Origin of the sequence: Rhodoferax sp., from assembly GCF_034519335.1 — a bacterium.
In the GTDB taxonomy this organism is placed as follows: domain Bacteria; phylum Pseudomonadota; class Gammaproteobacteria; order Burkholderiales; family Burkholderiaceae_C; genus Allorhodoferax.
The window spans coordinates 100671-115383 of the sequence record NZ_JAXHOL010000038.1 but is presented as its reverse complement, the minus strand read 5'-3'; the positions used below and the strand labels follow the sequence as shown (position 1 = coordinate 115383).

Annotated in this window: 17 protein-coding genes; 7 read left to right on the top strand and 10 right to left on the bottom strand. The window is 57.4% G+C overall.

What is annotated here, in order from left to right; genetic code table 11:
* Positions 1-72: 72 nt before the first annotated feature.
* From U5O12_RS17115 to istB, 6 genes are all read left to right on the top strand, one after another.
* Complete coding sequence (locus U5O12_RS17115) at positions 73-396, top strand: hypothetical protein (protein ID WP_322579810.1); 324 nt, start codon at positions 73-75, stop codon at positions 394-396.
* Positions 397-420: 24 nt separating this feature from the next.
* Positions 421-756, top strand: a complete 336-nt coding sequence (locus tag U5O12_RS17110; protein WP_322579809.1) for a hypothetical protein — start codon at positions 421-423, stop codon at positions 754-756.
* A gap of 147 nt (positions 757-903) precedes the next feature.
* Positions 904-1386, top strand: coding sequence for an HlyD family efflux transporter periplasmic adaptor subunit (locus U5O12_RS17105; RefSeq protein ID WP_322579808.1), 483 nt, complete (start codon positions 904-906; stop codon positions 1384-1386).
* Between the two features lie 136 nt (positions 1387-1522).
* Positions 1523-1780, top strand: a complete 258-nt coding sequence (locus U5O12_RS17100; RefSeq protein ID WP_322579807.1) for a hypothetical protein — start codon at positions 1523-1525, stop codon at positions 1778-1780.
* A gap of 610 nt (positions 1781-2390) precedes the next feature.
* Positions 2391-3887, top strand: coding sequence for an IS21 family transposase (istA, locus tag U5O12_RS17095; protein ID WP_322578421.1), 1497 nt, complete (start codon positions 2391-2393; stop codon positions 3885-3887).
* Entirely contained in the window at positions 3877-4683 is an 807-nt protein-coding gene (gene istB / locus U5O12_RS17090) for an IS21-like element helper ATPase IstB (protein ID WP_416221475.1), read from the top strand. Before istA ends, istB begins: the two co-directional genes overlap by 11 nt.
* A gap of 489 nt (positions 4684-5172) precedes the next feature.
* Here the strand turns inward: istB and U5O12_RS17085 are convergent, their stop codons facing one another.
* The 5 genes from U5O12_RS17085 to lysS all read right to left on the bottom strand — a co-directional run bounded on the left by U5O12_RS17085 (position 5173) and on the right by lysS (position 9322).
* Positions 5173-5676, bottom strand: coding sequence for a TIR domain-containing protein (locus U5O12_RS17085; protein WP_322579806.1), 504 nt, complete (start codon positions 5674-5676; stop codon positions 5173-5175).
* Between the two features lie 129 nt (positions 5677-5805).
* Positions 5806-6312 (bottom strand): toll/interleukin-1 receptor domain-containing protein, encoded by a 507-nt coding sequence (locus tag U5O12_RS17080; RefSeq protein WP_322579805.1) that lies wholly within the window; start codon positions 6310-6312, stop codon positions 5806-5808.
* Positions 6313-6610: 298 nt separating this feature from the next.
* A complete protein-coding gene (locus tag U5O12_RS17075; protein ID WP_322579804.1) occupies positions 6611-7171 on the bottom strand; it encodes a pseudouridine synthase in 561 nt (186 codons plus the stop codon).
* A 9-nt stretch (positions 7172-7180) separates the two neighbouring features.
* Entirely contained in the window at positions 7181-7711 is a 531-nt protein-coding gene (locus U5O12_RS17070) for a YgjP-like metallopeptidase domain-containing protein (RefSeq protein WP_322579803.1), read from the bottom strand.
* A 63-nt stretch (positions 7712-7774) separates the two neighbouring features.
* Entirely contained in the window at positions 7775-9322 is a 1548-nt protein-coding gene (lysS, locus tag U5O12_RS17065; RefSeq protein ID WP_322579802.1) for a lysine--tRNA ligase, read from the bottom strand.
* A gap of 114 nt (positions 9323-9436) precedes the next feature.
* Here lysS and U5O12_RS17060 point away from each other — a divergent pair, with 114 nt between their 5' ends.
* Positions 9437-10009, top strand: coding sequence for a YggT family protein (locus U5O12_RS17060; protein WP_322579801.1), 573 nt, complete (start codon positions 9437-9439; stop codon positions 10007-10009).
* Between the two features lie 62 nt (positions 10010-10071).
* On the opposite strand, the gene accD is transcribed toward U5O12_RS17060, so the two are convergent.
* The 5 genes from accD to truA form a co-directional block, all read right to left on the bottom strand.
* Entirely contained in the window at positions 10072-10944 is an 873-nt protein-coding gene (accD, locus tag U5O12_RS17055) for an acetyl-CoA carboxylase, carboxyltransferase subunit beta (protein ID WP_322579800.1), read from the bottom strand.
* 87 nt (positions 10945-11031) lie between these two features.
* On the bottom strand, positions 11032-11856 hold the full coding sequence (gene trpA, locus U5O12_RS17050; RefSeq protein ID WP_322579799.1) for a tryptophan synthase subunit alpha: 825 nt from the start codon (positions 11854-11856) through the stop codon (positions 11032-11034).
* On the bottom strand, positions 11853-13148 hold the full coding sequence (gene trpB, locus U5O12_RS17045) for a tryptophan synthase subunit beta (protein WP_322579798.1): 1296 nt from the start codon (positions 13146-13148) through the stop codon (positions 11853-11855). Before trpB ends, trpA begins: the two co-directional genes overlap by 4 nt.
* A gap of 76 nt (positions 13149-13224) precedes the next feature.
* Positions 13225-13929: a phosphoribosylanthranilate isomerase gene (locus U5O12_RS17040; protein ID WP_322579797.1), complete on the bottom strand. Its 705-nt coding sequence runs from the start codon at positions 13927-13929 to the stop codon at positions 13225-13227.
* Entirely contained in the window at positions 13926-14708 is a 783-nt protein-coding gene (gene truA / locus U5O12_RS17035) for a tRNA pseudouridine(38-40) synthase TruA (RefSeq protein ID WP_322579796.1), read from the bottom strand. The genes U5O12_RS17040 and truA overlap by 4 nt, the downstream gene beginning before the upstream one ends.
* Positions 14709-14713: the final 5 nt, after the last annotated feature.

Here is a 14713-nt window from a genome sequence, read left to right as displayed (position 1 = left end):
AGCGAGCGGGCTTTTATACCTGCAGCTTCGAGCCTTAGGAAACCCCCGCCCCATCCAGCGCCCCGGCGCATCATGGCCATCATCTGTACCTACTTCATCGTCGCAGTGATCTGGGCAGCATTTGGCAAGATCGATGTGATGGCTTTGGCTCCCGGTCGCAGGATTGTTAGCGAACGCACCAAAGTCATTCAACCTCTAGGAAACCGCTACTGTGCGGGCTATTCATGTCCAGGATGGGCAGGAAGTGCAAGAGGGTCAGTTATGATTGAACTGGATAGCACCCAAGTTGGGGTAGAACATTCACAAAACAAACAGCAGTGGTTAGCCGCCCATTCAGAAAAGCTACGCGCACACAGCCTGCAATCTGCGCTCAGCTCCGTAGCTTGGCACCGCTGACCGAGCAACAAAGCACACTGTGGTGTGAAACTGCAAATACAGGCACCTGCGAATCCCGGCAAACCTGTAGCCGACAGCTGCAAACCGAATGGCAAGCCATCCGTAGCAAACGCCGCAACGCCTGGCAGCGACGGTCCAAACTCGGGAAAGCTGATCCAAGTCAGCAAGGCCGCCATCAACCGCATACAAGCACTGCTAGTCACCCTTGGCCAGCGGGAGGTGGATTACGCAGCATTGGCCCAACAAGGCTTTGTGAGCCAGCATGGCCTGCAAGACAAAAGCCGTGATCGCCAGGACATTGACAACGAACTCTTGCGTCTTCGGGCAGAGCTAACCACCGCCATGTCAGCACACCAGTAAGCACCAAAGGAACAAAACGCCTATCTGGCCGAGATCCAGAAAAACGCGCCCAGCTCCAACTTACTGCGCAGCAAGAGATCGAGCGCCTGGCCCATGAACAGGTCAAAGTCCAAACAGCGCCTTGACCTGTTTCCAACCCGCGCCCCCGTGAAGGGAACGGTCCAGCAGCTGGCAGTGTTTACCGCTGGCGGCGTAGTCATTTCGGCCCAAGCCCTGATGGTGATTGTTCCTGCCGCCCACGACATCAGCGCTGAAGTGATGGTGGCTAACGAAAACATCGGCTTCATCCATACCGGTCAGAAGGTGCGCATCAAGCTGGAAACCTTCAACTTCACGCGATACGGAACGATTGATGGTGAAGTGACATGGGTGAGCGCCGACGCATTAACCAGTGATCCACAAAACTCCAATTCCGCGAATAACCCGGCAAGTAACGGACAGGCGCCATTGGCGTATTTTCCGGCACATGTGAAGGTGAATAAGCAGACCATTGATGTAGAGGGGAAAACTATGCCGGTGACACCGGGGGCTAAACATTACTGCGGAAATCAGGACCAACGACGTACTGTGCTGGACTACTTGCTGAGTCCGATTCAGAAGACTATTGATGAGAGTGTGGGGGAACGATGACTAAAGAAATTTCAGATCATGTCTTTATTTGAACTTTTTAATAAAATCAAACTAGATATTGATAATATTTTTTCAAAGAATTAATATGTTCGGCGGATATTTAACTGAAATTTATTTCCACAAAAAAGGAGAGTAAATGAAAAAGCCTGGGGAAATGGCATTAATTGGCCTGATGCTTATGTTTTTTTTATTAATTGCTATTTATGTGTTTAATTTTGCTTTCGACGCCAAGAATCTACCAGACTTTGCAAAGCGGAACGAAGAGGCAATAAATTTGGCAGTCATAACTGTTGCCGGCTTTTCAGTGTTACTTATGATAATAGGTGTCTTTGGATTATTTTTCCAGAAACATAGCAATTCCGCAACTGCTATCTATGCCTTCCGAGAAAGTTAAAAATGCAACCAAAGGTGTTTTGCCGAGTCCTATAAATATCTTGGAACTTCGCAGCAGTATCTAGCGATAAGTGCTTTATTAAATACTCAAAAAATCGAAAGGGAGGTAGCATAGCAGATGTTCCTATATATTATGTTGGTAGGGCCGTTCAACTTGGTGGATCATTTGTATCTGCTTCTCAAAAGTGGACTTACTCAATTACGTTTTCTCTTGGTGGAGAACAATGTCTGTCGGTGTGGGCTGGCCAAGGCACCTCCTGACTTTACTATTCAGTTGAACGGATTTACAAGCCTGACGCCACTTGCGGGTTGGCGGCAGGTGTTTATTATGGGTTAGGGGTTCCAACTGGGGTGCCGGCTCCTACCTGCAATCCTCGGGGCGGTTTTCACTTCCAGTGGATGGTAAAGAAAAAGTCGTGCAGGTTGGTAATTTTTGGCTGTAATGACGGATTTATTGGAAGCAGGGGAGGGATGTTAGGGCGAATAGCTCCGGATGTGTGTTAGCGCGCGATCAAATTTCCCCAGTATTCATGAGTAGCGCGCGCTAAAAAATTACTCAGGGTGATTAACCTGCCTGCTTCTTTTAAGCAGGACGGAAGGAGATGATCACCATGAAAGATTTGGGCATTGTTCGACGCTTGTTTTACCGTGACGGGTTGTCGGTATCGGAGATTGAAAGACGCACGGGGCTTACCCGAAAGACGATCAGCAAATGGCTCAATGCGGCTGAACGCACGGAACCGAAGTACCCGCGGCGAGTAGCAGATGACACCAAGATTGCGCCGTTTGCGGCGCAACTGACCAAGGCCCTGGAGGTGGATAGTCGGCGCCCCAAGCGTGACCGGCGCACTGCACTGAGGCTATTCAAGGACATCCAGGCGCAGGGATTTGACGGAGACTACAGCCGCGTCACCGAGTTTGTTCGCAAGTGGCGAGAGGCTGGTGGTCAATCCGTGGTCAAGGCCTTTGTTCCTTTGCGGTTTGAGCTCGGGGAAGCATTCCAGTTTGACTGGAGCGAGGAGCGGCTGCTCGTGGGCGGGGTGTGGCGCAAGATTCTGGCCGCACACCTGAAGTTGTGTGCAAGCCGTGCCTTTGTGCTGCAGGCCTACCCCACCCAGAGCCACGAAATGCTGTTCGATGCGCACACCCGTTCGTTCATGGCGCTGGGCGGGATCCCCAGACGGGGCATTTACGACAACATGCGCACGGCGGTGGACAAGGTCAACAAGGGCAAGAGCCGCGTCGTCAATACACGCTTTGCAGCGATGGCCTCGCACTACCTGTTTGATCCGGACTTCTGCAATGTCGCCAGTGGCTGGGAGAAAGGCGTGGTGGAGAAGAACGTGCAGGACAGTCGGTTGCGGATTTGGCAGGACGCAGCCAAGGAGAGGTTCGGCTCCTTCACCGAGCTCAACTTGTGGCTACTGGCACGGTGCCGGGCTCTGTGGAACGAACTGCGGCATACGGAATTCACAGAGCACACCATCGCGGAGATACTCGAGCATGAGCAAAGCAGCCTCATGCCCATGGTGGCGCCATTTGACGGGTATGTGGAAACGCTGGGCAAGGTCAGCAGCACCAGCTTGGTGATCTATGACAGAAGCCGTTACTCCGTACCCTGTGAACTGGTCGGTCAGATTGTGAGTGTGCGGGTGTACCCGGAACGCATTGACTTCGTCGCGCACGACGCCTTGGTGGCCAGCCATGTGCGCTGCTTTGAGCGCAAGCAAACACGCTACGACTGGCAGCACTACATCCCGATCATCGAACGCAAGCCTGGTGCCCTGCGCAACGGCGCGCCCTTTGCAGACATGCCGCAACCGCTCATGCGGTTGCGGGCTTTGCTGCTCAAACATGAAGGGGGCGATCGGGTCATGGCCAAGGTACTGGCGGCCGTTCCCAGGTCCGGTCTGGAAGCGGTGCTGGTGGCCGTGGAACTGGTCCTGGAGTCGGGCAACCCAAGCGCCGAGCATGTTGAAAACGTGCTGAACCGGCTGAAGTCAGCGACGCCCCCCGAATCCGTAGAGACCCACTTGGAGGTAAATGAAGAGCCCATTGCTGATGCTGGTCGGTATGACACCTTGCGTGCGGAGGTGAATCATGCGTGAAGTCGCCACAGAGCTGAAGGACTTGCGCCTGTACGGTATGTCCAGCGCCTGGGATGACCTGGTCGCACAGGGCAATTCTGCGGGTCTGCAAACCGCACGATGGCTGGTAGAGCACTTGCTGGATATGGAACACACCGACCGTGCCATGCGGTCCATCCGCTACCAATTGCACAGTGCCAAGTTCCCGGTGCACCGTGATCTGGCAGGGTTTGAGTTCGATCATTCCAAGGTGGACCAAGGTCTGATCAAAGAACTCGCAACCTTGTCATTCACAGAAGCTGCACACAACGTGGTCTTCATCGGAGGCACGGGAACCGGCAAGACACACCTGGCAACAGCATTGGGCGTGGCGGGGATTACCCAGCACAGCAAGCGGGTGCGGTTTTACTCCACAGTGGATCTGGTAAACCTGCTGGAGCAAGAGAAGGCTGCGGGCAAGGCAGGCAAGCTGGCCTTTGCACTGATGCGCATGGACTTGGTGATTCTGGATGAGTTGGGCTACCTGCCATTTAGCCAGGCTGGAGGTGCCTTGCTGTTTCACCTACTGTCCAAGCTGTACGAGCACACCAGCGTCATGATCACCACCAACCTGACGTTCGCGGAATGGGCCAGCGTGTTTGGCGACGCGAAAATGACTACGGCACTGTTGGACCGGCTTACGCACCATTGCCACATTGTGGAGACTGGAAACGAGTCATACCGATTCCGCCACAGCAGCGCAACTGCCAAATCCAGGATCAAGGCAAGGGAACAAACCAAGCGGCCCAAAGCCACTGAAAAAGAGGAGCCATTCTGAGACGTTCTCAGCGTGGAAATCCGCTTCGGGCTACGCCCTGCGCGGCTTCCCACGCTGGTTTTGAATGAACAGAAAGTTCATCACAAAACTACCGTTGGGATAAACTTATCCACAGGTCAGTCGTTCAAGACTGGCTGCATTCCCTGAGTATTCGTTCATCGCGCACTGCTGAGGAATATTGGATGCGCGCCGACAGGGCGGGCTAAACAGGGAGGCGTAAGACAACCATGTGCTGCACGGCATCAATCGCCAGTTTCATCTTCAACTGGTGCTCCCGGTTGTGAAGCCCTCTTATACGAGCGCACGAGACCATAGTTGTAGCGGGGCGAAGGCGACTGCGTTCGAGTCGATACTGGTTAGCTCGACACAGTTATTCTTACACTGGACGTTGCGGATAGTGCCGTCTCGCAAGGCAACGACATTGGACTCCTGACGGTTGATGCGGCCTCTTAGTCGGGAACAATCAAGTCAACTAAGACAGAAGCTTTTTCAGGTTTTTCCAGCTCCAGGAGTACAACTCCCTGCGTTGGGAACGGGTGTGTAACTGCCACTCTTGTATCCAATGATTTGCACGATTGGGATGCCAGCTTTTCGAGCCATAGCGACCTCCTTCAGCACGCCGTGAGCTGAATGGGTCCTAGAGCCCACGATCACGAGAACAATTTCGGAGCGGGCAATCGCTGATGCGGCCTTCTTCTCCCATCCATGCTCCGGTGCCGCTTCCTTGAGGGAGTGATCAGTGACTTCAAATGGTGAGTCAGCAAGCTTCGCTTGTCCAAGAATGAAGTCCTTCAGAGCTCGATCATGATCAAAATCAAAGCTTACAAATACGCGCTTTTTTGCTGTCCTCAGCTCCTGGCTCGCAGACCTAGCAATTCCTCCCAGCAGCCCGCCAACTATGGCCCCTCCGAAACCAGGGACCAGGGCGTTGCCAATGGCGGCACCTATACCAATTGCAGCAACCGCACCAGACGAGACTTGATCACGGTGCATTGCGCAGTAATCCCCATGGATTGCATTATTTAGACACCGTCGGCCTGCATTTGTGTGCGCCTGGCATCTATTCATTTTCCGCTCCAGGTGCCTTTTGTCGTTCATGCATTGCTCAGGCCACCATGGTTTTCAAAGATTTTTAACGAAAGTGCCAGTCGACTGACCTTGCATCCACGCCGCGAGTTCGTTGTTATTCGCACGATCAATCTTCCGATAAAGCTGCAAATACTCATTCCCATGTGTTCGTGTCCCGTCTGTTGTGGGAACAATGAATATTTGATCTATCTGTTTTTTTCCATCGGCATAACCAATTTCCCAGGGGCACCATCGAGATGCCATTGAGTTTTCCGTGGCTAGAAAAATGAAGTAACCGAGATCGCGAATCTTTTGTTTGATCCTTTCGGCTGTTTCTGCGTTTGGAGTCGAGGGCATTGCAGTGTCTTGCCAGTCGATGTAAACGCGCCAACCAGTTGCTGCCATCAATTGGACAAGTCCTTTGGCCAATTCTGCATCCTGATGGCTGTGGCATAGGAACGCTGTTTTGACGCCGAGCGTCCGCGCTTCGTTTATCGAACGGGCGATGACTGGAACTGGCCTACTCGCTGCAGAACGTAGCTCCGCAATACTTAATGTCATAAATTCTCCCTAGCATTGGCGATGCTTTGCCACCAATGAGCAACATCGTAACCGAATGTTTCAATTGAGAATTGAGCTTGCGAACTCGCCGTGCACTGCGCTTCTACCAGTGTCAGATCAAATGGACAAACGCTAAGGCAGAGTCCATTTTCTCTCCCATGAAATGGACAAGACCGGATTGATCAGATAGTTGATTTTTAAAGGGATTTTGATGTCCATTTCTTGCCAACTTGCATGTGAGCAAAACCACAACGGGCTGAGCGACTTGCTCACACCGCTGCGCAGGCCACGCTAACTATTAAGGCAGGGGCACATCGCGCAGCGCGCCTGGTGCCAAGCCGTCCAGTGTGTAGGGCCCAACGGCCGCGCGAATCAAGCGCAGCGTGGGGTAGCCCACGGCCGCGGTCATGCGGCGGACTTGGCGGTTGCGGCCTTCGCGGATCACCAACTCCAGCCAGCTGGTGGGGATGGACTGCCGAACACGCACCGGTGGGGTGCGCTCCCAAAGCGGTGAGGGTTCAGGCATTCGCTGCGCGCGCGCGGGCAGAGTGGGGCCGTCGTTCAGCTGCACACCGTCGCGCAGCGCCAGCAGCGCTGCTTCATCGGGCTCGCCTTCCACCTGCACCCAGTATGTTTTCTCCATCTTGTAGCGCGGATCGCTGATGCGGGCTTGCAGTTTTCCGTCGTTGGTGAGGAGCAGCAGGCCTTCACTGTCGGCGTCCAACCGTCCGGCTACGTAGACGCCGGGAATATCAATGAAGTCTTTGAGGCCGCGCCAGCGCCCCTCAGGCGTGAACTGGCTCAAGACCCCGTAGGGTTTGTTGAAGCAGATCAAGCGGGAGTCAGTCGGCGCAACCATGGCAAGGGTTTAATCTGCAGCCGCAGCCCACAAGCGCTCGCCCTTGGCTTCCAGGTGTGTGAGGTACATACGCACCTCAAACTCCAGCTGGTGGTAGGCGGGCTCCATGTGGGTGCAGAGTTGGTAGAAGGCCTTGTCGTGCTCGCGTTCGCGCAGGTGGGCGAGCTCGTGCACCACGATCATTTTGAGAAAGGGCTCCGGCGTGTCCTTGAACAGGCTGGCCACGCGAATCTCGCGTTTGCTCTTGAGTTTGTTGCCCTGCACGCGGGAGACGGTGGTGTGCGTGCCCAGCGCGTTTTTGACGACATGCAGCTTGCTGTCGAATGCCACTTTGGACAGCGGCTCGGTGCTGCGCAGGTAGTCGGCCTTGATGTCCTGCACATAGTCGTACAGTACCTTGTCGGTCCGCACGCCGTGCGCTTGCGGGTAGCGCTGGGTTAGCCAGCCGCCCACGCGGCCTTCATCGAGCATGCGCTGCACCTGGGCCAGCGTGTCAGCGGGGTAGCCGTTCAGGTAGCGCAGCGCAGGCGTTGCTACCATTTGTATAGCTGCTCGCGCAGATTCTGCCTGCGGCCTAGATTCCGTTTTGGCTTCAAACCTGTATCACACCTCGCGGCGCAGCGCGGGGAACAGAATCACGTCGCGGATGCTGGCGCTGTCGGTCAGCAGCATCATCAGGCGGTCGATGCCGATACCGCAGCCGCCGGTGGGGGGCATGCCGTATTCCAAGGCACGCACAAAGTCGTGGTCGAAGTGCATGGCTTCGTCGTCGCCGCTGTCTTTGGCGGCCACCTGGGCCTGGAAGCGGGCGGCCTGGTCTTCGGCGTCGTTCAGCTCGGAGAAGCCGTTGCCGAACTCGCGGCCGGTGATGTAGAGCTCAAAGCGCTCGGTCACTTCGGGGCGGTCGTCGTTGGCGCGCGCCAGGGGCGAGATTTCGGTGGGGTGCTCCATGATGAAGGTGGGGTTCCACAGCTTCTCTTCCACCGTCTCTTCAAAGTACAGCACCTGCAGGCTGGCGAGGCTGCGGCCGACGAGCTTGTTCTTGGCTTCGTTCAGGCCCAGCTTCTTGAGGGCGTTGGTCAGCCACTCGGCGTTGTCCACGTTGTCACCGGCTTCGGTGTACTTGCGGATGGCTTCCACGATGGTCAGGCGCTCAAACGGCTTGCTCAGGTCCACCGGTTTGTCGGCGTAGGTCAGCTGCAGACTGCCAGTGGCCTTCTGGGCCGCATCGCGGATCAGCTTCTCGGTGTAGTCCATCAGGTCCTGGTAGTTCCAGTAGGCCGCGTAGAACTCCATCATGGTGAACTCGGGGTTGTGACGCACCGAGATACCTTCGTTGCGGTAGCTGCGGTTGATCTCGAACACGCGATCAAAGCCCCCGACGATCAAGCGCTTGAGGTATAGCTCAGGCGCAATGCGCAAGAACATTTCCTGATCCAGCGCGTTGTGGTGGGTTTTGAAGGGCTTGGCGTTGGCACCACCGGGAATGGGGTGCAGCATGGGTGTTTCCACTTCCAGGAAGTTGTGGCCCACCATGAATTCGCGCAGGGCGCTCACCGCCTTGCTGCGGGCCACAAAGCGCTTGCGGGTTTCCACATCCGTCATCAGGTCGACGTAGCGCTGGCGGTATTTCACTTCCTGGTCCGCCATGCCGTGGAACTTGTCCGGCATGGGGCGCAGGCTCTTGGTCAGCAGGCGGATGCTGGTGGCGTGGATGGACAGCTCGCCCGTCTTCGTCTTGAACAGCGTGCCCTCGGCGGCCACGATGTCGCCCAAATCCCAGTGTTTGAAGGCGGCGTACAGGTCCACGCCCACGTCCTCACCACGCACATACAGCTGGATGCGGCCGCCGCTAGGTCCGAAGGAGGAGTCCTGCAAGGTGCAGAAGCTGGCCTTGCCCATGACACGCTTAAGCATCATGCGGCCGGCAACCTTGGCGGTGGCGCCCAAGGCGACCAGCTCTTCGGCCGTCTTTTCGTTGTGGGCCGCGAACAGTGCTTCGGCCTTGTGCTCCGGCTGGAAGTCGTTCGGGAAGGCCACTCCCTGTCCGGCTGCCTGCTGCTCGCGCAGTACCTTGAGCTTCTCGCGGCGCTCATGGATCAACTGGTTTTCGTCTTGCGGAGCGGGAGCTGCTTGGTTTTGGTCAGACATGGGAAGTTTTCTTTACAGTGGCGGAACCGACCAGCCCCGAGGGCGATGGCCGTAACCCTCCATTGTAAGAGGGGCAGCAGCCGCTATGATGCGCTCGCACTTCCCCATCACGCCATGCTCTACCAAATCCTTTCCCTGTTGCTCGAAGTTGCTTCCGGTCTGCTCACCAGCACCTGTTTGCTGCGTTTGTACATGCAATACCAGCGCATCCCCCTGTCCGCACGCTCGGGCAATCCGTTAGGCCGCTTTGTTTTCGCGTTGACCGACTGGCTGGTGCTGCCGCTGCGCCGCGTGCTGCCGGCCTTGGGGCGTTGGGACACTGCCAGCTTGGTGGGCGCAGTGCTCATTCAACTGGCGCAGTTTTCTGCCCTTTGGTTGCTCAACGGAATGGGCGCTAGCTTGGTGTCCGTAGTGGTGCTAGCCCTGTTTGGGGTGGTGCGTATGGCGTTGTCGGGCATGACGGCATTGGTTCTTGTGTACGCCATCTTGTCGTGGGTGCAAACGCAATCGTATTTGGCCGATTTGCTAGACCGCCTGGTGCAGCCACCCCTGACTCCTATTCGCCGTGTGTTGCCGCTGGTCGGTGGCGTTGATTTGTCGCCACTGGCTTTGTTGGTATTGATCCAGATCGCCCTGATTGTGCTGGGCTCGCTGCAAGCCATGGTGCTGGGCGCCACGGCAGGCTAATTCTGCAGTCACCAGCAAAAAGAGGCTCCTGGGGGCCTCTTTTTGTTTGGATCTGCGAACCTTCAGATCACGGCATCCGCCGGCTGGCGCTGCAGCATGGCCAAAGTATCCGCGACCGTCTTGCGTAGCTCACGGCGGTCACAAATGAAATCAATTGCCCCCTTGGTCTGCAAGAATTCAGAACGCTGGAAGCCTTCGGGCAAGGTCACGCGCACAGTGGACTCAATCACGCGGGGGCCGGCAAAACCAATCAAAGCCTTGGGCTCGGCAATCACTACATCACCCAAGAAAGCAAAACCAGCACTCACGCCGCCCATGGTCGGGTCGGTCAGCACGCTGATATAGGGCAGACCCTTCTTGGCCAGGCGGGTCAGCGCTGCGTTGGTCTTGGCCATTTGCATGAGCGACAACAGGCCTTCCTGCATGCGTGCGCCCCCTGTGGCGGTGAAGCACAGAAAAGGCACCTTCTGTTCGATAGCTGTTTCCACGCCACGCACAAAACGCTCACCGACCACCGAACCCATCGATCCGCCCATGAACTCAAACTCGAAGCAAGCTGCCACCAAGCTGATGCCGTGCACGGCACCACCCATGACAATCAGCGCATCGGTCTCGCCGGTGTTTTCCAGGGCTTCTTTCAGGCGTTCGGGGTATTTGCGGCTGTCTTTGAACTTCAGGGCATCCACGGGCAAGACTTCTTGGCCAATCTCAAACCGACCTTCGTTGTCCAGAAAGGCGTTGAGACGCGCGCGCGCGCCGATGCGGTGGTGGTGGCTGCAGCTGGGGCAGACGTTCTGGTTTTGCTCCAGGTCGGTCTTGTAAAGCACAGTTTCGCAGCTGGGGCATTTGATCCACAGGCCTTCCGGCACGCTGCGGCGGTCCGCAGGATCGGTTTGCTGAATCTTCGGGGGTAGCAGTTTTTCCAGCCAGCTCATCGTCAGGTCTCCTGTGCAATGCCCAAACGGGCGTCCAACCAACAGGGGGCGATTATCCGCGAAACCGCCCCCGATTCATTTTGGGCTTCAGCCCTGATCCATGGCGGCGCGGATCTCGCGCAGGAAGGCTTGGGCCGTGGTGCCCACCTTATCGCGCGGCTGGTCTTCCAGCAGCTGGATGATTTTGCTGCCAATCACCACCGCATCTGACACCTTGGCAATGGTTTGGGCTGTGGCCGCATCCCGAATGCCAAAGCCCACGCCCACGGGCGTGCTGATGCGCTGGCGGATGCGGGGCAGCATGGCTTCCACCGCGCCCACGTCCAGCGCGCCCGAGCCGGTCACGCCCTTGAGCGACACGTAGTACACATAGCCGCTGGCCACACGTGCCACCTGGGCCATGCGTTCGTCGGTGCTGGTGGGCGCCAGCAGAAAGATCAGGTCCATGCCATTGGCGCGCAGATCAGCGGCAAAGGCTTCGCATTCCTCAGGCGGGTAGTCCACGATCAGGACGCCGTCGACGCCGGCTTCGGCCGCGTCCTTGACGAAGGGGCTGCTGACGCCGTCTTTCGCGTGTTTCTGGTCATAGCGCTCCACCGGGTTGGCGTAGCCCATCAGCACCACGGGGGTCATGCTATTTGTTTGGCGAAACTCGCGCACCATGGCCAGCACCTGCACCAGACCAATGCCAAAAGCCAAGGCCTTGTCGCCCGCCTTCTGGATCACTGGGCCATCGGCGCTGGGGTCGGAGAAGGGCACGCCCAGCTCGATCACGTCCGCACCACCTGCCACCATGGCGTGCATGAGTTCTGGCGTGACGTCGGCGTACGGGTAGCCGGCAGTCACGAACGGGATCAGCGCCTTGCGGCCTTGGGCTTGTAGCGCCTTAAATGTGGTCTCAATACGGCTCATGCTGCTGCTCCCTTCACGAGGGTAAAGGGCTGTTCACCCCCTTTGACCGACTGCCCACGGCAGCTGGGGCGGCAGTAGAAATCGGCATTGCTCAGATCGGCCACGGTGCCAATGTCCTTGTCGCCACGGCCGGACAGGTTGACCAGAAGGCTTTGGTCAGTCTGCATGGTCTTGGCCAGCTTCATCGCGTAGGCCACGGCATGGCTGGATTCCAGCGCGGGGATGATGCCTTCGGTGCGGCACAGATAGTGAAAGGCGTCCAGCGCTTCCTTGTCGGTGATGCCCACGTACTCCGCGCGGCCGATGTCCGATAGAAATGCATGCTCAGGGCCTACGCCTGGGTAGTCCAGACCGGCGCTCACGCTGTGGGTCTCAGTGACCTGACCGTTATCGTCCTGCAGCACATAGGTGCGGTTGCCGTGCAACACGCCGGGGCTGCCTTTCTGGATGGATGCGGAGTGTTTGCCACTCTCTAGGCCTTCGCCGGCCGCTTCCACACCGATGAGGCGGGTTTGGTCATGCTGGATGTAGGGGTGGAAAATGCCCATGGCGTTCGAGCCACCGCCCACACAGGCAATCACGGCATCGGGTTGTTCGGTCTTGCAGCCGGCAGCCGCCAACATTTCTGGCATCTGCACCAGGCACTCGTTGCCGATCACACTCTGGAAGTCGCGGACCATCATGGGGTAGGGGTGTGGGCCGGCCACGGTGCCAATGATGTAGAAGGTGTTGTCCACATTGGCCACCCAGTCGCGCATGGCTTCGTTCAGCGCGTCTTTGAGTGTCTTGCTGCCGCTTTCCACTGGCACCACGGTGGCGCCCAGCAGTTTCATGCGGTACACGTTGGGGCTTTGGCGTTTCACGTCTTCGCTGCCCATGTACACCACGCACTCCAGTCCGTAGCGGGCGCAAATGGTGGCCGTGGCCACGCCGTGCTGGCCGGCGCCGGTTTCGGCAATCACGCGGGGCTTGCCCATGCGCTTGGCCAGCATGGCCTGGCCGATGGTGTTGTTGACCTTGTGCGCGCCGGTGTGATTCAGGTCTTCGCGTTTCAGGAAGATCTGCGCACCGCCCATTTCGCGGCTCATGCGGGCAGCGTGGTAAACCGGGGAGGGGCGGCCCACAAAGTGCGCGAGTTCCGACTTGAATTCCGCTAGGAACTCGGGGTCATGCTGGTACTTGGCGTACGCGTCTTTCAGTTCGTTGATGGCGTGCGTCAAAGTCTCGGAGACAAAGCTGCCGCCGTATTTGCCGAAGTGGCCTTTGGCGTCGGGTTGTTGGTAGTCGAACATGGTGTGGTTCCATTCAAGACAGCAATGGTCGCCACCGCTGTGGCGTTCCAGTCGCTGTCGTGCAAGTAAGGATGCTTTACCGGTCTGCTGCGCGCACGGCGGCTACAAACTGGCGGATTTTTTCGGGGTCTTTGATGCCCTTGAGGGGCTTGCCCTGAGCGTCGACGGCTTCCACGCCGGAGCTCACGTCAACGGCCAGCGTTTTACAGCGCGGCCGGATCGACGTGATGCCATCGCCCACGTTTGCACTGGTGAGTCCACCACTCAAGACGAGGTGAGCGCTGACGCTTGGAGGAAGGAGTGACCAATTGAAAGTTTTGCCACCACCACCATAGCCGTCCACATGGGCGTCTAAGAGAATGGCTTGGGCGTTTGAATAATCGTGGGCATATTTTACGAGGTCAAAGGCTTGCGCGTCATCACCCAGCGGAATGCGTGCTGCACGCAGGTAGGGACGGGCGCCATTGTCGGTAGCATTCAGGCAATCTTGCGGGCTTTCATCACCATGGAATTGGGCTGTAGCGCCCGGAATCATTGCGCAGGTAGCTCCTATTTCCATAGCGGATGCGTTAACGAACAATAACACGGGCGTGATGAACGGGGGCAGGCGCTTGGCCAGCTCGGCCGCACGTGCTGGCGTCACAGCGCGTGGGCTCTTGGGGTACAGCACAAATCCGATCGCGTCTGCACCGGCTGATACTGCTGCATCGACGTCTTCTTCGCGCGTCAGGCCGCAAATTTTGATTCGGGTGCGCGTCGGAGAGGGGGCAAGCTGGCTCATGGAAGCGCATCATACGCAGGCGTGCGATCAGGCATGCCCCAGTGCGCTTCATAGCGAGGGCCCAGGAAGTACAGCCCGTCGGGTGAGAAGGTGGGCGCAGCGGCCTTGCGGTCACGTGCGGCCAGCACCTCGGCCATCCATTCGGGGGGCTTCTTGCCCTGGCCAATCTGTACCAGGCAACCCATGATGTTGCGAATCATGTGGTGCAAGAAGGCATTGGCTTCAAACTCAATCCGCCAGTAGGCGCCGCGCCTGTTCAGGCTAATCTCCAACAGGTTTTTGACGGGACTCAGGGCTTGGCACTGCGAGGCGCGGAAGGAAGTAAAGTCGTGTTCGCCCAGCAAGATATCTGCGGCCTGACGCATGGCATCGTGGTCCAGTGCGCCAAAGGTCCAGCCCACGCGGCCGAACTCGACACTGGGACGTATGGTGGATTCGAGCAGGACATAAGCGTAACGGCGCGATAGGGCGGAGGCGCGGCAATGGAATGCATCTGAGGTTTTGACTGCCCATTGCACCGCAATATCACGTGGCAAATTGGCGTTGGTACCACGCACCCACGAATAGGTGTCGCGGTCCAGTGTGGTGTCAAAGTGCACCACCTGCATCAGGCCGTGCACACCGGCATCGGTGCGGCCAGCACACAAGGTGGAAACGCGTTGGGCTGTGAACTTGCCCAACGCGGTTTCCAGTTTGTCTTGGATGGTGAGACCGGAGCGTTGGCTTTGCCAGCCTTGGTACGCCCCACCGTTGTAGCTAACGCCTAACGCAATCCGCACAAGCT